The following is a 25576-nucleotide window of genomic DNA, read 5'->3' on the forward strand; positions in this document are numbered from 1 at the left end:
GAAGAAGGCCGCGACCGTATCCGGCCCTTCGGCCAGGATCAGCGCCTCGAGGTTGGCGGCCATGCGATCGGAGAACTGCTCCTCCGTCTCCCCCTCGGTGTGGAAGCGGTAATAGTGCGGATTGTCGGTATGCTTGAACATCGGCAGCGGGATGTCGAAGCCCGCCCGCATGTGCGGCTGCCCCGAGACGCTGACCGAGGCCACCGTGTTGCCGTGATAGCCGCGCTCGCGGCCGATGATCTTCTTCTTCTCCGGCTTGCCGATGGCGTTGTGATAGTACCAGACCAGCTTGATGGCGGCGTCGTTGGCCTCGGAGCCCGAGCACTGGAACAGCACGCGGCTCATGGGCTTGGGCGCCATCGACAGCAGCTTCTCGGCGAGATCGACGCTGGCCAGATGCCCCTTGTCGAAGAACGTATGATAGTAGGGCAGATCGAGCAGCTGCTTGTAGCCTGCCTCGGCCAGCCGCTTCTCCGAGAAGCCCAGCGACGCGCACCACAGGCCGGCCATCGCCTCGATATATTCCTTGCCCGACTCGTCGATCACGTGGATCCCGTTGCCGCGCGCCATCAACGTACCGCCCTGTTCGCGGTAGGTCTTCAGCTCCGTCTGCTGGTGCACCAGATAGCGCTGGTCGCGCGCGTGCGGCGAGTTGGCGTGCAGTCCGTCCATGATCATCCTCTCTCGATGTAGAAAATTGAGCGCCTGGGCCCGGGCCCAGGCCCGCGCAGCCCTATGTGAGAACTATCCTATCACTCCCGGCCTCATCTCAGGGGCCGCCGGATCGCTGCGCCGACCGCCTCGACCCGATGGCAGCGTACCCACTGACCCGGCACGAGTTCGCGCAGCTCGGGCATGGTCTGGCGACAGGCCGGCTCCGCCACCGGGCACCGTGCGGCAAAGCGACAGCCGGGCGGCGGATTGATGGGACTGGGCGGATCGCCGGTCAGGCGAATGCGCCGTTCCGCCCGCTCGCGTCCGCCGCGCACGGTCGGCACCGCCGACATCAGCGCCACGCTGTACGGATGGAGCGGGCGCGCAAAGAAGGCCGAGCGCGGGGCGCGCTCGACGATCTGGCCGAGATACATGACCGCAACCTCGTCGGCGACGTGCTTCACCACGGCCATGTCGTGGGAAATGAAGAGATAGGTGATGCCGAGCCGACGCTTGAGCTGCTGCAGGAGGTTCAGGATCTGGGCGCGGATCGCCACGTCGAGGGCCGACACCGGCTCGTCGCAGACCAGCAGGTCGGGTGCCGGCGCCAGCGCGCGGGCGATGTTGATGCGCTGGCGCTGGCCGCCGGAGAATTGATGCGGGAAGAGGCCCTGGCTCTCGGGCCGCAGTCCTACCGCCGCGAACAATTCGCTGACCCGCGCCTCGCGCTCGGCTGGCGTCCCGATGCCCAGCACGTCGAGCGGCGAGCGGACGATCGCGCCGGCCCGCACCCGCGGATTGAGCGAGGAGTACGGATCCTGGAAGACGTACTGCATGTGCCGGCGCATGTGGCGCATCTCCTCGCCACGCAACGCCGTGATGTCCGTGCTGCCGAGGACGATCCGGCCCGAGGTGACGGGCACCAGCCGTAGCAGACCGCGTGCGACCGTCGTCTTGCCCGAGCCCGATTCGCCGACGATGCCCAGGGTCGTGCCCTTCCCGACATCGAAGGAAACGCCATCCACAGCACGCACCGTCTCGCGCGGTTTCAGCGGATTGAAGTGCGGCCGGGCGAAATAGACCTCGAGGTCGCGGACCGATAGCAGGGGCGCGCTCACGACTCCGCCCCTTCATGCAGCCAGCACGCCACCCGGTGACCGGCGGCAAGGACGGTCGCAGGCGGCATCTCGGCGACGCAGCGCGGCATCGCCTCGGCGCAGCGGTCGGCGAAGGGACAGCCTTTCGGCAGGTCCCACACCGACGGCACCATGCCGGCGATCTCCAGCAGGTCGCCCCCAGAAACCTCTTCAGCGTCGAGGTCGGGGACACAGGCGATCAGGCCGCGCGTATAGGGATGGGCCGGGGCCGACAGGATGTCGGCGGTCGGTGCTTCCTCGACCACCCTGCCGCCATACATGACCGCGACGCGATCGGTCATCTCGGCGATCACGCCCATGTCGTGGGTAATGAGGATCAACCCCATGCCACTGCGGGCGCGCAGTTCGCGCAGCAGCTCGAAGATCTGCGCCTGGACGGTGACGTCGAGCGCGGTGGTCGGCTCGTCGGCGATCAGGAGCCGCGGCTCGCAGCCGATCGCCATGGCGATCATGACCCGCTGGCGCATGCCGCCCGAGAGCTGGTGCGGATATTCGTCGACCCGGCGCTCTGGCGCGGGAATGCCGACCGCCTTCAGGAGCTCGATCGAGCGGGCGCGCGCCGCGCGGCTATCGAGCTTCAGGTGCTTGATCAGGGTCTCGGAAAGCTGGTCGCCGATCGTCAGCACCGGATTGAGCGAGGTCATCGGCTCCTGGAAGATCATGCCGATGCGATGGCCGCGGACGTCACGCAAGCGTTGCTCCGGCGCCTGGAGGAGATCCTCGCCCTCGAACACGATGCGGCCGCCGGTGATGCGGCCCGGGGGCGACGGCACGAGCCGCAGAATGGCCAGCGCGGTCATGCTCTTGCCGCAGCCCGACTCGCCCACGATCCCCAGGGTCTCGTTTGCCGCGACCACGAGGGCCACGTCGTTCAGCACGCGCGCCGTGCGGCCGCCGCCCGCGAATTCCACCGAAAGCCCCGAAATCTCGAGCAGAGGCGTGCCGGCGCCGGTCATCAGCGACGCTCCCGCAGCTTGGGATTCAGGGCATCGTTCAGCCCGTCGCCGATCAGGCTGACGGCCAGCACGGTGAGAAAGATCATCAGGCCGGGGAAGGTCACGGCCCACCAGCTCGACAGCATGTAGGAGCGGCTCGACCCGATCATCAGGCCCCAGCTCATGCGGTTGGGATCGCCCAGCCCCAGGAACGACAGGCTGGCTTCGAAAAGCACGGCCGTGCCGACGGCCAGGGTGGCGGAGACGACCAGCGGCGGCAGCGCATTGGGCAGGATCACCTTCCACATGATGCGGCCGCGGCGCGCCCCGATTGCCAGTTCGGCGGCGACGAAATCGTACTGCTTGATCTTGAGGAACTCCGCGCGCGTGAGGCGCGCCGTGCCAGGCCAGCTCACCACCCCGATCGCCAGCACGACGGTGGTCAGGGTCGGCGAAAACAGTGTCACCAGCACCATGGCGAAGAGCAACGACGGCAGGACCTGGAAGAACTCGGTGAAGCGCATCAGCACCTCGTCGACCGTGCCGCCGAAATAGCCGGCGACCGCGCCGATCGCGATCCCGATCACGACGGAGATCAGCGCCGCCGCGGCGCCGACCGTCAGGGTTGCCCGTCCGCCATAGATCAGGCCGGTCAGCACGTCCCTGCCCTGCTGGTCGGCGCCCAGCGGCGCGCCTTCGCTGAGGGGCGGCGACAGCGGCGCGGCCACGATGTCGAAGGGATCGGCGACATAGACCAGGGGTCCGACCAGGCTCACCAGCAGGATGGCGATCAGCAGCACCAGACCACCCACCGCCACCGGGCTGCGGGCGAACATGCGCATCGCCTCCAGCGAAGGATGCTCCGTCCTCGGGACTCCCGCGACGCTCATGACGCCTTGATCCGGGGGTCGGCCAGGCGATAGCAGACGTCGACGAGCTGGTTGGCCACGATCACCAGCAGCGAGGAGAAGAAGAGCAGGCCGAGCAGGGTCGGATAATCCCGGCGCAGCACCGAATCGAAGGCGAGACGGCCGAGGCCCGGCCAGTTGAAGACCGTCTCGACCACGATGGCACCGGCCAGCAGGTTGCCGAACTGAAGGCCGACGATGGTGATGATCGGCAGCACGGCGTTGCGGAAGGCATGCTTGAAGAAGACCTTTCGCTCCTCCAGCCCCTTGGCTCGCGCCGTGCGAACATAGTCCGAGCCCAGCACGTCGAGCATGCTGGCCCGGGTCAGCCGGCTGTACTGGGCGAGATAGACAACCGCCAGCGACAGGGCCGGCAGCACGAGATGATGGGCGACATCGAGCGAATCGAGCAGCCAGCCACCGCTCACCGCCGCCGCGGTCATCCCCGAAACCGGCAGGATGGGAAGGACCGAAGCGAACAGAATGATCAGCAGCATGCCCGTCCAGAACACAGGTGCGGAATAGCCGATCACCGAGATTACGGTGATGAACTGCGAGAGAAGGCCATTGGGCCGGCGCGAGGCCAGCACGCCCAGGGTCGTGCCGCTGACAACCGCCGCCACCAATGCCGTCAGCACCAGCAGCAGGGTCGCCGGCAGGCGCTGCAGGATCAGCGACAGGACCGGAAGGTTGAAGAAATAGGAGTAGCCGAGATTGCCGGAGGCGAATCGCTCCAGGTAGATGCCGAGCTGTGCCAGGGTAGGCTTGTCGAGGCCGTATTCGCGGCGCAGGTCGGCCCGAATCTCCTCCGTCATCCCGCCCATCTGCCCTGCCAGCGTGTCGACCGGATCGCCCGGTGCCAGCCGGATCAGCAGGAAACTCAGGATCAGGACCGCGATCACGAGGATCGCGGCATAGAACAGGCGCCGCGCCAGGAAGAGGATCAGCGCCACATCGGCCCTATTTGTCGGAGAGCCAGACGTCCAGCATCGGCGATGCCGTGCCCCAGATGGTCGTCGGCGGATTGTGGACCCGCTTGTTGTAGATCGTGTGATAGGGCAGCTCGGTCAGCCAGAACAGCGGCAGGTCCGCCGTGACGATCTTCTGGAACTCGCCATAGAGAAGCTTGCGCTTGGCTTCATCGGGCTCGCGACCGGCGGCGTTGAGCAGTTCGTCGACCCTGGGGTTCTCGTACTGGGCGTTGTTGGTGAAGACCAGCGGCCGGATGTTGGTCGAGAGGTAGGTTCGGTTGACGCCGATCACCGGGTCGCCCCACGCGAAGGCCGCATCCATGCTGATGTCGAAGTCCTTGGTGGCCATGCGTTTGGCCCACGCCGCGAAGTCGGCCGGCGCACGGACCTCGACCTCGATGCCGACCCGCTTCAGCGCCGGCTTCATGTACTCCGCCAGCCGCTTCTGGCCGTCTTCGTCACCGGGATAGTAGTCGCATGTCACCTTGAGACGGATGCCGTCCGGCCCCTTCTTGAGGCCCGCCGCGTCGAGCAGCTCTTCGGCTTTCTTGAGATTGAGGCTGTATTTGGTGACATCCGGCGAATACTGGGGAAAGCCGCTATGGATCGGACCGGTCGCCACCTTCGACAGGCCCTTGTGCAGCGCCTTGACGATGAAGTCGCGGTCGATGGCATAGGCGAAGGCCTGGCGCACCCGCACGTCATCGAACGGCTTGCGCTTGTTGTTGAAGAGCAGCCAGTTGATTCCGCCCACCGCCGCGTAGCCCTCGTTGGTGATGACGAGCTGCGGATTGGCCTTGGCGCGGTCGAGTTCGAGCACGCGGTTGAAGAAGGGCTGCAACAGGAGCCGTCCCGCCTCGAGTTCGAGGATCGAGGTCTGCGAGTCCGGGTAGGTCTTCAGGATGATGCGGTCGAGATAGGGCCGGTCCTTGATGAAGAACCTGTCGAACCGCTCGAGCACGATCTGGTCGCCCGGCTTGAACTCCACCAGCCTGAAGGGGCCCGAGCCCACGACGTCCCGGGAATTGTTGGGATGGGTCTTGATCGGCCGGCCGTCGCCATAGATGTGCTTGGGCAGGATCGGCATCAGCGGCGGGCCCATGGCGTAGAGCAGCGCGGGGTGAGGATGCTTCAGCCGGATGATGGCGGTGGTGGCGTCGGGTGTGTCGACCCGCTCGACCGGCGCCAGCATCGTGTTGAAGGGATGGTTGTCGCGGATCGTCAGGATAGAGAAGGCGACATCCTCTGAAGTCATCGGCTTGCCGTCGTGAAAGATCGCGTCCTTGCGCAGATGCAGCGTCATCGAGAGAGCATCGGGCGAGAGCTCCCACGACTCGGCGAGGTACGGCTTGGGATTCCACTTGTCGTCGTGCATCACCGGGCTGGCGAAGATCTGCGCGCCCGGCACCATGATGCCGGTTCCCGACCCGACGGCATTGTTGAAGCTGGTGGTACCCGTCGACTGGCCCATCACCAAGGTGCCGCCACGCCTGGGTTCCTGGGCCGAAGCCGTCGCCGCGGCCGCAACGGCCAAAGTCGTGATGAGAGCCGCTATCGCTCGCCGCATGGCTTGTCCCCCAACCTGTGCCCAGGCTGAAACGATAGCTTCACACGTCCCGCAAACGTGCACGTTTCGGCAGGGAACGTCTCCTTTTGCGCCAAAACTTCTTCAGCGCTTGTCGCTGCTGGGCGACCGTCCGAATTCCTTTCGGTAGCAGCGCCAGAAGTAGGAACGCGACTTGAAGCCCGTCGCCATCGCGACTTCGGTCACCGAGGCCTCGGCGTTGGCCAGCATCTGGTGCGCCCGGTCGAGCCGGACCTTGCGGCGAAACCGGGCCGGGCTGGTGGCGAGCTTGTCGGCGAAGATGCGTTGGAGCTGGCGCCGCGACACGCCGATCGTCTGCGCCACCGTGTCCATGCGCGTGAGGCGGGTACCGTCCTCCTCCAGCATCTGCATGGCACGCGCCAGCTTGCGTCCGTGCCGGGCGCCGACCCCGCCGGGCAGATCCCGCTGCGCCGCCCCGGCCGGACGCGGCAGCCCGTGCATGCAATGCTCCGACACTCTCAGGGCGAGCTGGCTGCCGAACCGGAGTTCGATGTCCTTGAGCACGAGATCGAGCGCCGCCGACCCGCCCGCGCAGGTACAGCGCCTGTTGCCGACCTCGAACAGGCGCTCGGTCACGTTCACCTTGGGAAACTGCTCGCGAAAGGTCTGCAGGACTTCCCAATGGGCGGTCGCCGAGAGGCCGTCGAGCAAACCGCCGCGCGCCAGGACGAGGGGGCCGGTATCGACGCCGCCGACGGTCGCGCCGGCGCGGGCGAGCCGCCGCAGGGTCGGCAGGATCGCCCGTTCGAGGCGCCGCGTCGGCTGGGCATCGGCGACGACCAGCAGGGTGCCGATGCTGCCGAGGTCGCCCAGCGCACTGTCGACCGCGACCTTCACCCCGTTGCGATCAGGCACCGGCTCGCCGTCGGCCGATACCAGCACCCAGCGATACGGCCGCGAGATGTAGCGGTTGGCGATGCGCAGTGGCTCGATGATCGATGACAGAGCGATCGACGTGAACTCCGGGATCAGCAGAACCGCGACCGGGCTCGGCAAGAGTTCGGCGACCGGTTTGGCGGGAAGCTTGGGAGAGAGGGACGGCATCGAGAAGGCTCCGGCCAAATCGGACACGGATCTGGCCCAAAAGTATACATAGCGGCCTCGACGCTGCCCTAGACTATTTGCGCGGACGGCCCGCGCGGCCATCCGTCGGGGGTGCAGCTCATGTCGAGAATAACCGTCTTCGTCGCCCGCAAGATCCGGACCATGGAGCCGTCGTTGCCCGAGGCCACGGCCGTCGCCGTGCGCGACGGCACGATCGTCGAGGTCGGCACGCTGGAAACCCTGCGGCCGTGGCTCGAGGCCCATCCGCACACGATCGACCGGACTTTCGAGAAGCACGTGCTGATGCCGGGCTTCATCGACCCGCACCTCCATCCCTCGATGGCGGCCTATCTGCTCCAGTGCGAATTCATCACCGCCATGGAGTGGCAGCTGCCCGACCGGACGGTGGCGCCGGTGCGGACCCGCGAAGCCTTCCTGGCCCGCCTGAAGGAGTTGCACGCGGCGAATGCCGATCCCAAAGAGCCGATCTTCACCTGGGGCTACCATCGCGACTGGCATGGCGAGATCTGGCTCAAGGACCTCGACGCGATCTCCAGGACGCGCCCCCTGATTCTCGTCCACCGGTCGTTTCACGAGACGATCATGAACGACGCCGCGCTCGACTATTTCGAACTCGACCGGGAAAAGCTGCGGGGCGCCCACCAGGTCGATATCGACCGTGGCCACTTCTACGAGGCCGGCAACCGCTTCGTCCGCGCGAAGCTCTCCGCCTACCTCCTGTCGCCACAGCGCCGGGGCCCGGCGATGAAGCGCACCGCCGAGGTCATCCATCTCGGCGGCCACACGACGGTCGGCGACATGGCGTTCGGCATCTTCGATCACGAAGCCGAATGGGCTTCCTCGGTCGCGGCCTTCGACAACGACGACACACCCTTCCGCGTCGAGTTCGTCCCACATGTGGCTTTTGCCGGCACGGGCCTGCGGCAGGAGCAGCTCGCGGCGCTTCCCGAGCGCAACCGGCGCCGGCTGCGCTTCGGCAAACACGTCAAGTTGTTCACCGACGGCGCCTTCTTCTCGCAGCTGATGCAGCTGGGCGGCCCCGGCTATATCGACGGCCACGATGGCGAATGGCTGATGGCGCCGGAGGCGTTCGAAAAGGCGGCCCGCGCGCTTTGGAACGACGGCTACGTCATCCACGTCCATTGCACGGGCGATCTCGGCGTCGAGCTGGCGCTCGATACGCTGGAGAAGCTGCAATGGGAGCGCCCGCGCATCAATCACCGGTTCACGATCGAGCATTTCGGCATCTCGACCCCCGCCCAGGCGCGGCGCATCGCCGATCTCGGCGCCCTCGTCTCGGCCAATCCCTATTACGTGTACGAGCTGAGTGACATCTATGCACGCCGCGGTGTGGGCCACGAGCGGGCCAGCCAGATGGTTCGCCTCGGCTCTCTGTCGCGCCACCGCGTGCCGTTCGCGCTGCACTCGGATTTCACCATGGCGCCGGCCCGGCCGCTGCAGAATGCCTGGATCGCCCTCAACCGCGTGAACGCCGCCGGCGACGTGCTCTGCCCGCAGGAGCGGGTTTCGCTCGACGAGGCGCTGCAGGCAATCACCATCAACGCCGCCTACGTGCTGGGCCTCGAACACGAGATCGGCAGCATCAGCAGCGGCAAGAAGGCCGACTTCACCGTGCTCGAAGCCGATCCCTGCGAAGTCGCCCCGCTGGACCTGCGCGACATTCCCATCTGGGGCACGGTGTTCGAAGGCCAGCCCTATCCGCTGGGCAAGCGATGACTCCCGTCCCCGTCACGACCATCGGCGGCTATCTCGGCGCCGGCAAGACGACCCTGGTCAACGGCCTGCTGGCGGGCGACCACGGGCTGCGCATCGGCGTGCTGGTCAACGATTTCGGTGCGATCTCGATCGACGAGAAGCTGATCGTCTCGCGCGACGACGATGTCGTCACCCTGGCGAACGGCTGCGCCTGCTGCTCGGTCGCCGGCGATCTCGCGGTGGCGCTGGATCGCTTCGCCGGCCGTGCCGACCGCTACGAGCAGATCGTGATCGAGGCGAGTGGCGTGGCCGATCCGGGCCGCATCGCGGCCCTCGCGGGATCGCCCGGCCTGTCTCGCGGCGCCACGGTGGTGGTGGCGGATGCCGCCACGGTGCGGGCCCGCGCCCGCGACAAGTTCGTGGGGCCCCTGGTGCGCCGCCAACTCTCCGCGGCCGACCTCGTCGTCCTGACCAAGATCGACCTCGCCGATCCGACAGGCCTGGAGCAGGCCCGCACCTTCGCCGCGGCACAGGCGCCGGGCGCGCGCCTGATCGAAGTGTTGCAAGGGCGCGTGGACGCCGGGCATCTGTTCGCCGGGGGCACGTCTCGGCGCCGAGGCCTCCCCGCCTGCACGTCGGCCGAGGCCGCCCCAGCCTCCGCCCTCTTCGACAGTCATCACTGGAGCAGCGACGCGCCGGTCGACATCGAGGCCTTGCGCGCCGTCGTCGCCGGGCTGCCGGAGGGAGTCGTGCGCGTGAAGGGCATCCTGGCGATGAGGTCAGGCGGCCATGTCGCTCTGCACCGTGCCGGCGAGGTCGTCAGCCTCGATCCGCTCGACGGTGCGCCGGATACGACAGGCGCCGAGGTCGTCGTGATCGGACGGGCCGGCGCACTCGACAGAACGCAACTCGACGGCGCCTTTCGCGCCTGTCTTCTCCAGAACAGGACCCAGTCTTGAACGCCCTGCCAAGCCACGCCCGCGTCGTCATCATCGGTGGCGGCGTCATCGGCTGTTCGGTCGCCTATCACCTCGCGAAGCTCGGCTGGAACGACATCGTCCTGCTGGAGCGCCAGCATCTCACCTCGGGCACGACCTGGCATGCGGCGGGACTGATCGCGCAGCTTCGCGCGACCGCCAACATGACCAAACTCGCCAAGTACAGTCAGGAACTCTATGGCCGGCTCGAAGACGAAACCGGCCTGGCGACCGGCTTCAGGCGCAACGGCTCGCTGACCGTCGCGCTCACCGGGGAGCGCCTGGAGGAGCTGAAACGCGGCGCATCCATGGCGCGATCCTTCGGCGTCGAGATCGAGACGATCTCGCCCGCGGAGGCGGCCGCGCTCCATCCATTGCTCGACATCGAGGGCGTGGTCGGCGCGGTGACTCTGCCGAAGGACGGCCAGGGCGATCCGACCAACATCGCGCTGGCCCTCGCCAAGGGCGCACGCCAGCTCGGTGTGAAGATCTTCGAGCGTACCCGGGTGACCGGGATCACGAAGGATCGCGACCGGGTAACCGGCGTCACCACCGACAGCGGCCCGATCGCGGCGGAGTTCGTCGTCAATTGCGCCGGCATGTGGGGCAGCACCGTCGGCAGGATGGCGGGTGTGCCCCTGCCGCTGCAGGCCTGCGAACATTTCTACATCGTCACCGAACAGGTCCCCGGCCTGTCGCGCACCCTGCCGGTGCTGCGCGTGCCCGACGAGTGCGCCTACTACAAGGAGGACGCCGGCAAGATCCTGCTGGGGGCCTTCGAACCGGTCGCGAAACCCTGGGCAACAAATGGGATTCCCGAAAACTTCTGCTTCGACCAGCTGCCCGAGGACTTCGACCATTTCGCGCCGATCCTCGAGATGGCGACCCGGCGGATGCCCATCCTGGAGAAGACCGGGATCCATACGTTCTTCAACGGACCCGAGAGCTTCACCCACGACGACCGCTACCTGCTGGGCGAGGCCCCGGACGTCCGGAATTTCTTCGTCGCCTGCGGCTTCAATTCGGTCGGCATCCAGTCGGCCGGCGGTGCCGGCAAGGCACTGGCCGAATGGATCGTCGGCGGCGCCCCGCCGTTCGACCTGTGGGACGTCGACGTGCGGCGGACCTTCCCCTACCAGTCGACGAAATCCTTCATCGAGGCCCGCGTGACGGAGACGCTGGGGCTCCTCTACGCCGACCATTTCCCCTACCGGCAGTTCACCTCGGCGCGGGGCGTGCGCCACACCCCCTTCTACGAGCGCCTGAAGGAATGCGGCGCCTGCTTCGGCGAGACGGCAGGCTGGGAGCGTGCGCACTGGTTCCAGCCGGCCGAACGGCGCGAGGCCGGCGTGGCCCCCGCCTATCGCTATTCGTGGCAGCGCCAGAACTGGTTCGAATTCTCCGCCGAGGAGCATCGCGCCGTCCGAACCGGCCTCGGCATGCTGGACATGAGCGCCTTCGGAAAGTTCCGCGTCGAAGGCCGCGACGCCGAGGCGGTCTTGCAGCGCATTTCGGCCAATGACATCGCTGTCGAACCAGGCCGCATGGTCTACACGCAGTGGCTGAACGAGCGCGGCGGGATCGAGGCCGACCTCACCGTCACCCGCTTGGGTGAGCATTCGTTCCTGGTGATCACGGCCGCCGCAGCGGTGACCCGCGATCTCGCCTGGCTGAGGCGCCACATCCCGGCGGAAGCCAACTGCACCGCCCTCGACGTCACGAGCGGCGAAGCCTGCCTTGCCGTGATGGGGCCACGCTCGCGCGACTTCCTGCAATCACTCACGACAGCAGACTTGTCGAACGCGGCCTTTCCTTTCGCCACAGCCCGCACGATCGAACTCGGCATGGCGCTGGTGCGCGCCCACCGCATCACCTATGTCGGCGAACTGGGCTGGGAACTCTACATGCCGACCGAATTCGCCCGGCAGATATTCGATTTCCTCGTCGGTGCCGGTGCGAAGCACGGCCTTCGCCTCGTCGGCGTGCATGCCATGAACTCGCTGCGGCTCGAAAAGGCCTATCGTGACTTCGGCCACGATATCAGCGACGAGGATCACGTCCTCGAAGCAGGCCTCGGGTTCGCAGTGAAGGTCGACAAGCGGCCCGGCAAGTTTGGCGACTTCCTCGGACGCGCCGCCGTCATGCAGAAGAAGCAGGCCGGTCTCAGCCGTCGCCTTCTGCAGTTCCAGCTCATCGATCCGCAGCCCCTCCTTTATCATGCCGAGCCGGTCTTGCAGGACGGCAAGGTCGTCGGCTATCTGGCATCAGGAGGGTACGGCCATCACCTAGGCGCTGCGATAGGCTTGGGATACGTCCCCCGTGAGACAGGCACGTCGGATGCTGATCTCCTTGCCTCGCGCTATGAGATCGAGGTCGCTGGCGAGAAGGTAGCCGCTATCGCCAGTTTGAAGCCGCTCTACGATCCGATGAACATCCGCATCCGGCAATAACGCATTGTCTGCGCTGCGCCCCGAACGCCTCGTCGAGAAGTTCTGCATCGGAGGCAACCGCGCTCACCCAAAGCCCTGAAAATTGGGCTTTGAGATGTGCAGCCGCGCTACCTGCCATCTTCCCGACCAATCGAATGCTGCCAGGTTGAGCCACTCCAGTGGCCGTTCGGCGAGTTGCGCCTGTGAGCGCATCCTGCACGCTCGACGAGACCAAAACGCAGTCAGTCTTTCGCCGTCGGGTCGTACCCGTAGTCGAAGGTCAGCTCCTCGCCACTGGCGAGGCGGCGGATGGACCAGACCTCGATCATCCAGCGGTCATGGACCTCGACCATCCGCCATTCACAGTTGGGCTCCGGATCGTGATTGATCAGGGAAACGTGACCAATGGCGATCAGGCCGCGCTGGGCGTTGACGGGATGGTCGAAGTAATTGCCGTTCAGGACCGTCTCGGTGACATGCTTGATGTCCCGCCGGGGCAGTTCCCAGGTGAAGCAGTCATCGATCTTGGTCCGCGGCGCGATGATGGAGCAGGCGGTGAGCCCGAGGCCACGACCGGGTATCGCGGTGACCTGATACGGTCGGACGGTCAGAGGGGCGGCGACACGCTTGCCTCGCCGGCGTTTCTTCCCGACGACCGGATCCGCTCCACCCGACGTCGTTCTCGACGTGCGCCGCCTTGTCGCGCGCTCGCTGTCGGAAAAGAGTTCGTTGCCGTCGTGCTCAAGCCGACGGTCCGGCGTCAATTCGGGAGATGGAACTTCTGGAACTCGATTTGATCGCAAAGGGCCTACTTCTCGCCGAACAGCTGCGTGCAGAGGGGGACGTGGCAATACCCGATCGGCCCGTGGCCCATCAAGTAGCGAAGCTCGAACATCCGGTGATGTTGAAGAGGCAGACATCCAGACTTCTTCTGCAATCAGTTCGCCACCTTCTCGATCTCGCACCATGAGCATCGTAGCGGGATCGACCCGCTGACCGGATCCGCCCGGTCGGTGCCGATCGCGCCGTTCAGGTTTGCTGCCAGGGGATGATTGCGATCGTACGGCGTGCCGTCACCCCCATCGACCCACCAGCCATGCTGGCCGAACACGGCCCCCGAGGCGAGCCCCGGCACGAGGGCGGCACGGGCGACCGCGTCTCCGCTCCGCGTCCGGATACGAACCCAGTCGCCCTGCACGATCGAGCGGGCCGCAGCATCGGCCGGCGCAATCTCCAGGATCGGATCGGGCACCAGCCGGCGCAACGAGGCGATGTTGCGATGCTGGCTGTGGCAGTAGGCGACGCTCTTGGCACTGCCGAGCCGCAACGGGTAACCCGGTTCGGCCGGCACGAGATCGTTGGTGTCGAGTTCCGGGATTGGCCGGTGGCCGGAGAGCAGCAGCCGCTCCGAGTAGATTTCGATCTTGCGGGTCGGGGTCGGGTAGCCGCGTGGATGACCGTCCTGCGCGGTCGACTGGGCATCGACCGGCACTACTCCTTCGACCACGATGCCTTCCGGAGAACGGCGCAGCCTCTCCACGGTCAATCCCGTCCGGGCCAGAACCGCATCATGACCGCGATCGACGTCGAGATCGAACATGCGATCCCCAAGGCCGAGCCGCGCGGCCAGCCCCATCACGATGTCGGTGTCGTAGCGGGCCTCGCCGACGGGCGCGACGACCGCGGGTCGCAGCTGGACGTGCCGCAGCCCCTCGAGACTGCCGTCGAAGCCGGTGCGCAGCCCTTCCCGCTCCCACGAGGTGGCAGCGGGCAGGATGATGTCGGCATAGCGGGCCGTCGCGTTGACGAAGAAGTCTGCATGGACGTGGAATTCCAGCGCGGTCAGCGCCTTGCGGGCGGTCTCCGTATCAGGCTGCGACGCCAGGAGATTGGTGCCGAACGACATCAGCATGCGCACCGGATAGGGCGCCTTCCCGAGCACCGCCTTGTAGACGTCGCGGGCCGTCACCCAGCCCTGCAGGCCGGGACCGAGGGGCCGCTCGGCGAGACCGAGCGCCTTGGCGCGCTGTGTCGCCGACAGCAGATCCTGGCCCGAAATATCGGCGAAGGGCGCCGCGCCACCAGGCACGTTGCCGCCCTTGCGGCCATAGCTGCCGGTAAGCGCGTAGAGAATCGAGATTGCCCGATCAGTCTGGGTGGCCGTGACGCTCTGCCCGACACCGTTCCAGGCGTAATAGGAAACCGAGCTGGCGCCGGCGATGATATCGGCAGCCTTCGCAAGTTCGCCGGGCTCGATCCCGCTCACGTCGGCGACTCGCTCCGGTGGATACTCGGCGGCGGCCCGCGCGAACGATTCCAGCGCGGTGTGGCACGGGACGGGTCCGGTCGACGTCTCGACCATGCCCTGCCAGCGCAAGGCGGGCGCGACGTCAGTTTCCGCCCAGCTTCCGCTCACCGGATCGAAAGCCATCAGGCCCTCGCCGGCATGGGAAAAAAGAATGTCGCTTCGACCATCGGCCCGAAGGTCGCTCTCGCGCAGGAACCGGCCGGTATCCGAGCGCACCAGCAGGCTGGCGTTCGTCCAGGTCGCGGCAAACGCGCGATCGAAGCGTCCGCTCGAGACCAGCAGGTTTGCGAGCCCGAGGGCAACCGCCTGGTCGGTGCCGGGGCGCACGCGCAGCCACTGGGTCGCCCGCTTCGCCAGCGCCGTCGGCCGCGGGTCGATCACCACCAGGCGCGCGCCGCGCTTCAGGCCCTTCTGGATCTCCACCTGGCGCGCGAGCCAGGTCGCGGCGGGATTGTTGCCCCACAGCACGATGCAGCCGGAACTGGCGAAATCCGGCGTTCCGATATCGTAGCCGTAGGTGAAGCGCGAGGCGTAATCCTTGTGCCAGTTGCAGATCTCGGTTCCGTAGATCGTGTTCGGGCTGCCGTAGGCACGGATGAATCGCTCGATCCATGAGATCGAATCCGAAATGTGCGACCCGCTGGGCGTGGTGACAGAGAAGGCAACCTGTTCGGCGCCGTGCGCCGCTTGGATATCAGAGAGGCGCGCGGCGATCTCGGCCAGCGCCTCGTCCCAGCCGATCGGCGTCCAGCCGGGATCGGCGGCGCCCTTCGGCTGCGTGCGGCGGAGCGGGCGCGTCACCCGGTCGGGATGATAGACGAGTTCCGGCGCCGCCCGTCCCTTGGGACAGAGCGCCTGGCCGGTGGGATGGCTCGGCAAAGGCTCGATCCCCTGCAGGCGCCCGTCTTCCACGACGGCGACGCAGCCGCAGCGCGACCGGCACTGCGTGCAAAAGGCCGCGATCCTCTGCGCTCCATCCATCTGCAATCTCCCCATCGGGCGACGGTCGCCATCGTCGCGGACTGGCGGCACCGATCGCCGGCCGACGCGAGCCCGAGTGTAGGGCGCGGAAGAACACATCGAAAGCAATGGATACCCCTTCCCAAGGGCGACTTGGCAAGCCACCCGGAGAATGTGGGATAAGCACCGCTGAACTTGTCGGAACGGAAAGCACAATCTCCATGCCTTCGTCCTGGTGGCCCTCGCCCGCGCGGCTATTGCCCGTCAACCCCGCTCGCTACGATGGGCCGTTGCTGTCCTTCTGGCTGGCGATCGTCTGGCTTTGCGTCGTCACCGTGCGCTCCTGCATCCATCTGTTCTCGGCGGACGGGGGCGCGCAGTCGATCGCCACCATCGACGTCGCCGTGGACGGCGGATCGAACATCGTGGCGATGTTCGGCCAGTGGGGGGCGATCCAGCTGCTCCTCGCGCTGCTGCTGTGGGTGCTGCTGCTGCGCTGGCGCGGAACGGTGCCGCTCGTGCTGCTGGTCTTCACGCTCGAGCCGGTGTTGCGCGGGCTGGCCGGAACCCTCAAGCCGATCACGACGATGGGCACGGCGCCGGGCGCCGCGCTCAACTGGTTCACGCTGCCGGTTATGGCGTTCTTCTTGTACCTGTCGCTCTGCCCCGCACGCCGCTAGAGGAAGGAGCGGGCCACACGGAGATCGCGTTGCATCGTCTCCCGAACCAGCGGCGCATCGCCCGCGGCGACCCGCGTGCCCAGCTGGCCCAGCGGGGCGACGAGGGTCTCCGGGAACGGACCCGCCAGGTCGCGGGCGATGCTCCCGACGAAAGATGCGGCCGATCCCGGCGGCGCAAAGACGGAATAGCTGAAGGTATAGGCGCGATGCCGGTCGCCCGTGAGCTCCGCAAACGTCGGCACCGCGGGGAAGGCCAGCGACCGGGCGGCCCCGAAGGTGGCGAGAACGGTGGGTGCCTCGCCGCCGCGTGCCGCGACGGCAGCGATGGAGTCCGTCGTCACGATGCCGATTCCCGCCGAGCCGCTCCGCACGGCTTCGATGATCCGATCGTTACCGGGCGCATCTATGTCGGTCACGCCCGGCGCGGCCGCGGCAACCCAGGCCAGTGCCGGTCCATAGGCCGACAGGCGTCCCGAACCGGCGAGTGCGAGCCCACGTCCGCGGGCGGCGGAAACAACGTCCGCCCAGCTCTTCAGACCACTCGTGGCGCTCGCGATCAAAGCCGTCGAATAGCCGTTGGTCACCTTGGCGACGGGGACCAACCGCTCCACGTCGGACAGCTTGCCCTGTGCCACGCCGTTCATCATCAGCGTGAGCGTATCGGCGACGAGCAGCCGGTCCCCTGCAGCGGCCGCCAGGAAGGGCGCCACGGGACCGAAGCCGTGGTCGCCCGGCATCGCCCGGACGGTCGGCGCTGGCCGTCCCTTGCTCGCCAGGACCGAACCGATGAACCGGGCAACCTGTCCGGTTACGCTGCCAGCCGTATAGCCATGGAGGATTTCGAGCGGTGCATTCGCCCATGCGCGACCGAACGGGACGGCCCCCAGAGCGGTGAGGCCGATAACCAATGCCCGGCGCCGATCAACACGCATGTACGCACTCCTTCGATATCTGCATCAATGATGCTCTAGCGCGCCGACAATCAACATATCATCGACGCCCTCGCAAGAAAGACGGTGCAGCTACCTGATGAAGTTTGCGTGCAGGGGCGCCGCCGAAGGAGAATGGCGAGAAGCAGCATTCGCGGCCCAGAGAAGGGCGCCGCGAGAACAGGGAGAAAGAAGCATGCCCGCGTCGTACGAAACCCACCGCAAGCAGCTCGAACTGATCCTCGAGGCCTGGGGCATGCCGAAGGAGACGGCGGCCGGCACGGCGGAGATCATGAGCTGGGCCGACCTGCACGGGATCGACACGCACGGCATCTCGATGGTGCCGCCCTACGACGAGCGCCGGCGCGCCGACAAGCTCGACGTGCGTGCCGAGCCGCGGATCGTGAAGGAGACGCCGGTGTCGGTATTGGTCGACGGCGGCGGCGGCCTCGGCCATCCCACCGGACGCCGCGCCATGGAGATTGCCATCGACAAGGCGAAGAAGACCGGCATCGGCGTGGCAGCCGTGCGCAACTCCGGCCATTTCGGCGCCTGCGGCTTCTATGTGCTGCAGGCAGTCGACGCCGGCTTCATTGGCCTGGCGACGACCTCGGCGAGCGGCATCAACATGGCACCCACCAACGGCGCGCAGGCTCGCCTCGGCACCGATCCGATCGCCTTCGCCGCGCCGGCCAAGCCGGGCGAACCATTCCTGCTCGACATGGCGACCACGACCGTCGCCGCCGGCAAGATCCGCAACAAGGCGAACGAGAAGCTTCAGACACCGACCGGCTGGCTGGTGACCAAGGATGGCCTGCCCAGCACCGACCCGCACGAAGTCAGCAAGGGCGGCTTCATGACGCCGCTCGGCGGCACGCCCGAAGGTAGCAGCCACAAGGGCTACGGCCTCGGCGCCATGGTCAACATCCTGAGTTCGGCCTTGTCGGGTGGCGTGATGGTGACGGATCCGACGCGCAACACGCGGCCCGGTCCGATCGACATCGGCCATTTCTTCCTGGCGATGGATCCCGGCATGTTCCGCGACACCGCCGACTTCCAGGCCGACGTCGCCGCCTTCTGCGACACGCTGCGCGCCACCCGGCCGGCCGATCCGGCGAAGCCGGTGCAGGTGGCGGGCGATCCCGAGCGCCGCATCGCCGCCGCGCGCATGAAGACCGGTATCCCCGTCGGCTCCAACCTGCTCGCAAAGGTCAAGGAGATCGCGCTCGCCTCGGGCGCCGAGTGGATCATGGAGGGCTGACGACCCGAACGAGCTGCCACTTTAAGGACAATCGCGCTTGTCACAGGACGGGGTGCTCGTCAAAAGGTGAACGATCGGGAGCTTGACGCGGCCGTCGACACGGCTCCCCGTCAAGGTGCGGACCCCGAGCATGACAAGGTCGGAAAGAAAGAACCTGTTCGCCGGTGCGATCGGCAACACGATCGAGTTCTACGACTTCATCATCTACGCATACCTCGCGGTGTTCGTGGCCGAGCATTTCTTTCCCGCCGGCGACAGCGTGACGGCAATGCTGGCGAGCTATGGTGCCTTCGCCTCGGGCATGCTGATGCGGCCGTTGGGCGGCATCCTGTTCGGCACCATCGGCGACCGCTTCGGCCGCAAGGCTGCGCTGCAGCTGTCGGTGCTGTTGATCGCCCTGCCGACCCTGATCATCGGCCTGATGCCGACCTATGCCACCATCGGCGTCGCGGCCCCCGTGATCCTGGTCGTCCTGCGCATGCTGCAGGGCCTGTCGGTCGGCGGCGAATATGCATCGGCCGTGGTCTTCCTGATCGAATCCAGCCCAACCCGTCGCCGCGGCGTCGCCGGCAGCTTCGGACCGCTCGGGGCCGTGGGCGGTCTGCTGCTCGGCACGGTGATGACGTACCTCACCACACTGGCTTTGGGCGAGGAGCGGATGCACGACTGGGGATGGCGCCTGCCATTCCTCGCCAGCGTCGTCCTGACGGGCATCGGCATCGTGCTGCGCCACTCGCTGGCGCCGGAACGGGTCGAAAAGAAGAGCCGCTCGCCACTGCGCGAGGCCTTCACCGGCTACTGGCGCCAGATGCTGGCGATCGGCCTGGCCAACATCTCCACCGCGATCGTCTCGTTCGTCGGTTTCATGTACGTGGTACCGTGGATCGCACGGCACTCATCCACGCCCACATCCGAGGCTTTGATTGCCAATATGTTCGGCCTCATGGCGATCTGTGTGGCGGCACTCTCCGGCGGCTGGATGGGCGACCAGATCGGCCGCCGTCGCACGGCGATGATCGGGTTGGTGGTGTTGGTCACGGTCGCATGGCCGGCGTTTCAGTTGATGCTGAGCGGCAACTTCGCGCTGATGGCGTTCGGCAGCATGCTGCTGGGCGTTGGGCAGGGACTCTTCATCGGTGCCTTCTCGGCCATGATGGTGACGCTCCTGCCGCGGCGTGTCCGCGTCACGGGCATGGCCTTCAGCTACAGCCTGGCCACGGGGGCCCTCGGCGGCCTGGCGCCCCTCCTGTGCGAGTATCTGGTCGATCGCGCCGGCCTCCTGATGGCGCCGGCCCTCGTGATCGCGGTCAGTGCGGCTCTTTCCCTGGCCGTGATCGCCTTGCATCCGCTGTGGCGGCACAATGACGAGAGCCTGCCGGAGGACCATGCCAGGGGAGCGCCCTCCCGCTGGGCCGCCGCCAGCCCTTAGGCTGGAGGTGCCGACGATGGAGAAGTGGCGAGAAGAATGGCGAGACTCAAGCCGGTCCGGTTTCGCCCTCAGGAGCGGCTCAGAAAGTCGAGAAGAGCAGCATTGAACGCGTCCGGCTCGACGACGTTCACGGCATGGCCGCCATAGTCGGCCACGTGCAGGAGCGCATTCGGCAGACTGGCGGCCAGCTCTTCTGACTTGCTGACAGGAACGAGGACATCGTCCCGTGCGCCCATGACGAAGGCCGGCGTCCGGATGGCCGCGAGGGCCGCGGTCGCGTCGAAGTGCAGAAGCGCGCCTATGCGGCGACGCAGGGTCTCCTCTCCCTGGAAATGGGCCAGCCCGTGCGCGTCTTCCCTACGCGCCCGTTCCGCATTCTGCGCCAGCCACAGGGCCGGGTAGAGGAAGATCGGCTGGGCCCGCACATAGGCACCAGGGCCGGCATGGTCCAGCAACAGGAGCCGCGCCTCGAAGCAGCGCTTCGTATGCTCGTCTGCCGTCGCCCAGCCGTTCACGACGGTGAGCGACGTGAGCCGCTGCGGCGTCCGCCGGGCGAGATCCAGCCCGACCAGTCCGCCGAGCGCGTGTCCCACGAAGTGGCAGGCCCCGGTCTTGGTCTCGTCGAGGATCGCCAGCACGTCGTCGGCCATGGCGCCGATCGTGTAATCCTCCGGCAGGTCCCGCCTGGCACGGCCCGTTCCCGCCTGGTCGTAGGTGATCACGCGGAACCGCGCGCGCAACGCGTCGAGCTGCGGCGTCCAGTAGCCCGCCGCACCGCCCAGGCCGGATGACAGCAGGACGGTCGGCGCACCCTCGCGGGTGCTTTCGAGGACGTCGACGCTCACTCAAGCCCTGCCGACATGTGCCGTCGTGGCGATCTCGACCAGCGCGTCCTTCTTCACCAGGCCGCACTGGATGCAGTAGCGCGCGGGCTTGTCGCCGGGAAAATACGTCGCATAGACGGTGTTGATGGCCGCGTAATTCGCCCAGTCCGTCAGGAAGATCTGGTTGAAGGTGACGTCGGCCATCGTGCCGCCGGCCGCCTCGATTACCGACTTGATCTGTTCGAGCACGAACTCGGTCTGCTTGGCGGCATCGCCCACGTGAACGACGTTGGTTTCCTTGTCGAGCGCCAGCGTCCCGGAGACATAGACGATGCCGTCGGCCATCGCGCCGGGCGAGTAAGGCGCCAGGGTCTTGCCGGAACCGGGCGGGATTACGGGCTTCATCGGCATCACTGTGCTCCCTTGGTCGTCAGCGTCGGATTGGTGTTGTCCTTCAGCGCCTTCTCGAACGCCTCGACGGAGGAGACCCAGCCGAAGAACTTCTCGATGTTGTAGAGGGACGCCTTCTGCACGAAGTCCGGACCGGCATGGTGGCAGGCGTCGTGCAGGACCACGCCGAAATATTCGAGGAAGAACCCGTCGCGCAACGTCGACTCGACGCATACGTTGGTCGCGACGCCCGTGAATACGAGGGAGCGGATGCCGCGCGACCGCAGAATGCTGTCGAGGTTGGTGTTGTAGAAGGCTGAGTAGCGTGGCTTGGGCACCACGATGTCGCCGGCCTGCGGCTGCAGTTCCTGTACCAGCTCGTAATCCCAGCCGCCCTTGGCCAGCAGCTTGCCCTGCAGTTCCGGCTTCGCCCGCATGGTCTTGAGCGCGTTCGACTTGTGGAAGTTGGGCGAGCCGGGGCCGCCTGCCTCCACATAGTCGGGATCCCAGCCGTTCTGGAAATAGATGACCGTCACGCCCGCCGCGCGGGCGGCGGCACACGCCTGCTGCGTCTTCTCGATCGCCGCCGCGGCACCCGCGACATCGAAGCCGGCGAGATCGAGATAGCCGCCTTTCGAGGCATAGGCGTTCTGCATGTCGACGACGATGAGCGCGGTCTCCTGCGGGCGAAACAGCAGCGACTCCGGCTGCGCCTCCAGATGGCGGGCGTTCGGATCGTCGGGCGGGAAGTAGCTGACGGGCTTGCTCATTCGCCGGCCTCCGCGACAGGGGCGACAGCCGAGGCGATATGCCGGCGGCTCTTCATCAGCGGCTGGATGCGTTCGCCGAAGATCTCGGTGCCGCTCACGAACTCATCGAAGGTCAGCAAGGTACCCGCCAGGCCGGGGATCGTCGCGACCTCGTCCATCATCCGCGCCACCTTGGCGTGGCTGCCGACGAGGAGTCCGATGTTCAGGTTCACTGCCGACTTCGGGTCGATCATGTGTTTCACATTGGTGTCGGCACCCGACTTCTTGTCCGCGCTGCCCTGATCGGTCAGCCATGCGAGGGCTTCCAGATCCGCGCCGTCCTTGTAGTGCTGCCACTTGGCTTCCGCCTCGGCATCGGTTTCGCCGGTGATGATCATGAACAGCGCATAGGTCGCGATATCGCGCCCCGTGCCGGCAGCAATCTTCTGCATGCGCTCGACGGTTTCGGCACAGGCGGTGGGCGTATTGAAGCCCTTGCCGAAGCAGAAATTGTAGTCGGCGTACTTCGCCGTGAAGGCCATGCCGGCGTCGCTCTGGCCGGCGCAGATCACCTTCATCGGCTGTTGCGGGCGCGGGCTCAGCTTGCAGTCCTCCATCCTGAAGAACTCGCCCTTGAAGTTGGACGTGCCGGTCTCCCACAGCTCACGCATCACCTGGACGTATTCGGCGGCGAAGTCGTAGCGGCGGCCGAAATACTCGTCACCCGGCCAGATGCCCATCTGCGAGTATTCGGGCCGCTGCCAGCCGGTGATGACGTTGAGGCCGAACCGGCCGTTCGAAATAGAATCGATCGTCGAGCACATGCGGGCGGCGATCGCCGGCGGGATCGCGAGCGTCGGCACCGTCGCATAGAGCTTGATGCGGGATGTCACGGCGGCGAGGCCGGCCATCAGGGTGAAGGACTCGAGATTGTGGTCCCAGAACTCGCTCTTGCCGCCGAAGCCTCGCAGCTTGATCATCGACAGGGCGAAGTCGAATCCATACTTCTCCGCATTGAGCGTGGTTTGCTTGTTCAGCTCGAAGCTCGGCCTGTATTGCGGTGATGTCGTCGAGACGATCCAGCCGTTGCTGCCGATCGGAATGAATACGCCGATTTCCAAGTGCCGCCTCCAGGGACGATGACTCCAAGGAGTTTCCCAAATGCCGTCGGCCTGGTCACTTTCTATAGTTCGCGCGATGCGCCGCGATGGCCCGGGAGTTGCATCGGTATCCAACCCGGTGCGGATCAAGCTGCACGCTTGCTGGTGAAGCAGCATGGCCTGCCCCGCGTAGGTACGTGGGGGGCGACGGCTTTGATCTGGAGCAAGGTCGATCGACCGGCAGCAGGGCAAACTCAAGCAATCATTCGAAGGACTTGCCATGCAGTCATCGGGGACATTGCTTGACTATCTGACAATCGTGGACGTCATCGTTTTCGTGGGCGTGCCGCTTTGCCTATTGACCATCGTCCTCGCGCAACAACTTCTCGCGGGCAGGACGACGTCCCCCTTCGGTGGCTCATACCCGCGCCGACCGGCACAGGGGTCGATCATGAAGGATCCGGAGGTGCGGTCTGCTCCCGGAGAATGACTACCGCATGCGGCCCCGCCTGCGCTACTCGCGATACCTCGTACCGGCCTCGGTCGTGATCCTCGTCGTGTTGGGGACGCTTTTCATCTTCTACGTCGCCCTCTTTGGCGCCCGCATGGACTGAGAGGGCAGGATTGCCGCCCGCTTGGTCCGGCCCCAATCACTCCTGCAAGACGTAGGTTCCCGGCGCGTCGCAGAGCGCCACCAATCCCGCCGCGGGATTGCCCATTGGGGGCGGCGGCCGCAGGCCTTCCGAATGAGACGCGAGCCATGCCGCGAGCGTGGGCCACCATGAGCCGTCCCGCCGCGGCGCGATTTCGAGCCACGTCTCGGGATCGACATACCGATCCTCCGCCTTCTTGGTCATCACCTGATGATGCCGGCCGGTGCGGTCCGGTTCCGACACGATCCCGGCATTGTGCCCACCGTTGGTCAGCACATAGGTCACCTCGCTGTCGGCCAGCAGGTGGATCTTGTAGGTCGATCTCCAGGGCGCCACGTGATCCCATGACGTGCCGACGGCGAAGATCGGAACGCGGATGTCCGTCAGCGCAACCGGCCGCCCCTCGACCAGATACCTTCCTTCCGCCAGGTCGTTCGCTAGGAACAGGCCACGCAAATACTCCGAATGCATCCGATAGGGCAGACGCGTCGCATCCGCATTCCATGCCATGAGATCACTCATCGGCTCGCGCGTGCCCATGAGGTAGCGACGCAGGACCACGGACCATATGAGGTCGTTCGAGCGCAGCATCTGGAAAGCCCCCGCCATCTGCTTGGCGTCCAGAAAACCCTGCTCCCACATCATGTCTTCGAGGAATGCGATCTGGCTTTCATCGATGAACAGCATGAGTTCGCCGGCTTCGGTGAAATCGGTCTGCGCCGCCAGCAACGTCATCGTCTTGAGACGCAGGTCGCCGTCCCGTGCCATCGCCGAAGCCGCAATCGACAGCAACGTACCGCCCAGGCAGTACCCCATCGCGTGCACCTTGCACTCGGGAACGACGGTCGCAATGGCATCGAGAGCGGCCATCACCCCCAGACGCCGATAGTCGTCCAGGCCCAGGTCCCGGTCATCGGTGGCAGGATTCTTCCATGAGACCATGAACACGGTGAAACCCTGCGCCGTCAGGTATCTCACCAACGAATTCTGCGCCGAGAGGTCGAGAATGTAGTACTTCATGATCCATGCCGGCACGATCAGCACCGGCTCGGCGTGAACCTGCGCGGTCACGGGTTCATACTGCAGCAACTCCATGAGCCGATTGCGGAAGACGACCTTGCCGGGGGTCGCCGCGACATTGCCGCCCACCACGTAGGCTTCGCTGCCCGCAGGCCTCTTGCCGCTAATGGCCCGCTGCCAGTCTTCGAACAGATGCTGCGCTCCGACGAGGAGGTTCTGGCCTGCGGTCTCGAAGGTGCGTTGCTGGAGTTCGGGATTCGTTGGCAAATAGTTCGAAGGCGCGAAGACGTCGAGGATCTGACGGCAACCGAACCTGACGATCTCCTCGTGATGGCGTGTCACGCCGCGTACGTCGGACGTCGCGTTGTGCCACCATTGCTGCTGCAGCAGGAAGCCCTGATAGAACAGATTGAAGGGCGGATGCTGCCAGGGCTCCCCGGCAAAGCGGCGGTCCTGAGGAAGCGGTTCGATCGCGGTCACACCCTTGCCGGGATGCACCATTTGTTGCGAGGCAAAGTCGGCAAGGCGCATCGATTTCCGTGCCATCTTGTCGAGCAGCTGGAGGCGCTTGCCGGGGGTGGCCATCAGATGGACAAGCCAATCGAGATAGGCCGCAGCAATCGCCGCCGGCGAGAGGCCGAGGGTAAATCGTGCCAAAGCCGCATGCAGGGCGCGATCGGTAATGTCCGACAACGCCGTGACGACGTAGGAGTCACGCGCGGCGGTCGGGGAAACCAAGGATGAACCTTCGTCCGGCGCCATCGGTCAATCACCTTCCGTGCGTGTGTGGAACATCGCCGGATGACGAATGACGGCAGTCGAGACAAGCCAGCCGCGAACCGGCGATCACGGCCA

The 25576-nt window shown here is 66.2% G+C and carries 21 protein-coding genes; 6 read left to right on the forward strand and 15 right to left on the reverse strand.

Annotated elements, in window-relative coordinates:
- The 7 genes from ACT6UX_RS26670 to ACT6UX_RS26700 all read right to left on the reverse strand — a co-directional run.
- Positions 1-672 (reverse strand): aminotransferase class III-fold pyridoxal phosphate-dependent enzyme (locus tag ACT6UX_RS26670; protein ID WP_444778187.1); only part of this gene is annotated, 672 nt, incomplete at its 3' end.
- Between the two features lie 92 nt (positions 673-764).
- Positions 765-1772 (reverse strand): ABC transporter ATP-binding protein, encoded by a 1008-nt coding sequence (locus ACT6UX_RS26675; RefSeq protein WP_444778188.1) that lies wholly within the window; start codon positions 1770-1772, stop codon positions 765-767.
- Entirely contained in the window at positions 1769-2767 is a 999-nt protein-coding gene (locus tag ACT6UX_RS26680) for an ABC transporter ATP-binding protein (RefSeq protein ID WP_444778189.1), read from the reverse strand. The genes ACT6UX_RS26675 and ACT6UX_RS26680 overlap by 4 nt, the downstream gene beginning before the upstream one ends.
- Entirely contained in the window at positions 2767-3582 is an 816-nt protein-coding gene (locus ACT6UX_RS26685; RefSeq protein ID WP_444778190.1) for an ABC transporter permease, read from the reverse strand. Before ACT6UX_RS26685 ends, ACT6UX_RS26680 begins: the two co-directional genes overlap by 1 nt.
- Positions 3583-3632: 50 nt before the next feature.
- Positions 3633-4607 (reverse strand): ABC transporter permease, encoded by a 975-nt coding sequence (locus ACT6UX_RS26690; RefSeq protein WP_444778191.1) that lies wholly within the window; start codon positions 4605-4607, stop codon positions 3633-3635.
- Between the two features lie 7 nt (positions 4608-4614).
- Complete coding sequence (locus ACT6UX_RS26695; RefSeq protein ID WP_444778192.1) at positions 4615-6192, reverse strand: ABC transporter substrate-binding protein; 1578 nt, start codon at positions 6190-6192, stop codon at positions 4615-4617.
- A gap of 102 nt (positions 6193-6294) precedes the next feature.
- Entirely contained in the window at positions 6295-7275 is a 981-nt protein-coding gene (locus ACT6UX_RS26700; RefSeq protein WP_444778193.1) for a GlxA family transcriptional regulator, read from the reverse strand.
- Positions 7276-7395: 120 nt separating this feature from the next.
- On the opposite strand from ACT6UX_RS26700, the gene ACT6UX_RS26705 reads away from it, so the two are divergent.
- The 3 genes from ACT6UX_RS26705 to ACT6UX_RS26715 are packed head-to-tail and all read left to right on the forward strand — an operon-like array spanning position 7396 to position 12439.
- Positions 7396-9033: an amidohydrolase gene (locus tag ACT6UX_RS26705; protein ID WP_444778194.1), complete on the forward strand. Its 1638-nt coding sequence runs from the start codon at positions 7396-7398 to the stop codon at positions 9031-9033.
- Entirely contained in the window at positions 9030-9971 is a 942-nt protein-coding gene (locus ACT6UX_RS26710; RefSeq protein ID WP_444778195.1) for a CobW family GTP-binding protein, read from the forward strand. The genes ACT6UX_RS26705 and ACT6UX_RS26710 overlap by 4 nt, the downstream gene beginning before the upstream one ends.
- Complete coding sequence (locus tag ACT6UX_RS26715) at positions 9968-12439, forward strand: GcvT family protein (protein WP_444778196.1); 2472 nt, start codon at positions 9968-9970, stop codon at positions 12437-12439. Before ACT6UX_RS26710 ends, ACT6UX_RS26715 begins: the two co-directional genes overlap by 4 nt.
- A gap of 221 nt (positions 12440-12660) precedes the next feature.
- On the opposite strand, the gene ACT6UX_RS26720 is transcribed toward ACT6UX_RS26715, so the two are convergent.
- Positions 12661-13182, reverse strand: a complete 522-nt coding sequence (locus ACT6UX_RS26720; RefSeq protein ID WP_444778197.1) for an SET domain-containing protein-lysine N-methyltransferase — start codon at positions 13180-13182, stop codon at positions 12661-12663.
- Positions 13183-13355: 173 nt separating this feature from the next.
- Positions 13356-15707 carry a molybdopterin-containing oxidoreductase family protein gene (locus ACT6UX_RS26725; RefSeq protein WP_444778198.1) on the reverse strand — a complete coding sequence of 784 codons (2352 nt, stop codon included), beginning with the start codon at positions 15705-15707 and terminating at the stop codon, positions 13356-13358.
- A 200-nt stretch (positions 15708-15907) separates the two neighbouring features.
- Between ACT6UX_RS26725 and ACT6UX_RS26730 the strand changes: the two genes are divergently transcribed.
- Positions 15908-16366 carry a hypothetical protein gene (locus ACT6UX_RS26730; protein WP_444778199.1) on the forward strand — a complete coding sequence of 153 codons (459 nt, stop codon included), beginning with the start codon at positions 15908-15910 and terminating at the stop codon, positions 16364-16366.
- Here the strand turns inward: ACT6UX_RS26730 and ACT6UX_RS26735 are convergent.
- Positions 16363-17298 carry a tripartite tricarboxylate transporter substrate-binding protein gene (locus tag ACT6UX_RS26735; RefSeq protein WP_444778200.1) on the reverse strand — a complete coding sequence of 312 codons (936 nt, stop codon included), beginning with the start codon at positions 17296-17298 and terminating at the stop codon, positions 16363-16365. The two genes, ACT6UX_RS26730 and ACT6UX_RS26735, sit on opposite strands and share 4 nt — an antisense overlap.
- Before the next feature lie 193 nt (positions 17299-17491).
- On the opposite strand from ACT6UX_RS26735, the gene ACT6UX_RS26740 reads away from it, so the two are divergent.
- Positions 17492-18556 carry an Ldh family oxidoreductase gene (locus ACT6UX_RS26740; RefSeq protein ID WP_444778201.1) on the forward strand — a complete coding sequence of 355 codons (1065 nt, stop codon included), beginning with the start codon at positions 17492-17494 and terminating at the stop codon, positions 18554-18556.
- A gap of 130 nt (positions 18557-18686) precedes the next feature.
- Positions 18687-19985 (forward strand): MFS transporter, encoded by a 1299-nt coding sequence (locus ACT6UX_RS26745; protein WP_444778202.1) that lies wholly within the window; start codon positions 18687-18689, stop codon positions 19983-19985.
- 68 nt (positions 19986-20053) lie between these two features.
- Here ACT6UX_RS26745 and rutD read toward each other — a convergent pair whose 3' ends face one another.
- The 5 genes from rutD to ACT6UX_RS26770 form a co-directional block, all read right to left on the reverse strand.
- Entirely contained in the window at positions 20054-20830 is a 777-nt protein-coding gene (gene rutD / locus ACT6UX_RS26750) for a pyrimidine utilization protein D (RefSeq protein ID WP_444778203.1), read from the reverse strand.
- Positions 20831-21220, reverse strand: coding sequence for a pyrimidine utilization protein C (rutC, locus tag ACT6UX_RS26755; RefSeq protein ID WP_444778204.1), 390 nt, complete (start codon positions 21218-21220; stop codon positions 20831-20833).
- Entirely contained in the window at positions 21220-21969 is a 750-nt protein-coding gene (gene rutB, locus ACT6UX_RS26760) for a pyrimidine utilization protein B (protein WP_444778205.1), read from the reverse strand. The genes rutC and rutB overlap by 1 nt, the downstream gene beginning before the upstream one ends.
- Positions 21966-23069 (reverse strand): pyrimidine utilization protein A, encoded by a 1104-nt coding sequence (gene rutA / locus ACT6UX_RS26765; protein ID WP_444778206.1) that lies wholly within the window; start codon positions 23067-23069, stop codon positions 21966-21968. Before rutA ends, rutB begins: the two co-directional genes overlap by 4 nt.
- A gap of 629 nt (positions 23070-23698) precedes the next feature.
- Positions 23699-25483, reverse strand: coding sequence for a PHA/PHB synthase family protein (locus tag ACT6UX_RS26770; RefSeq protein WP_444778207.1), 1785 nt, complete (start codon positions 25481-25483; stop codon positions 23699-23701).
- Between the last annotated feature and the right edge of the window lie 93 nt (positions 25484-25576).

Origin of the sequence: Reyranella sp. (genome assembly GCF_052439685.1) — a bacterium.
Taxonomy (GTDB): Bacteria; Pseudomonadota; Alphaproteobacteria; order Reyranellales; family Reyranellaceae; genus Reyranella.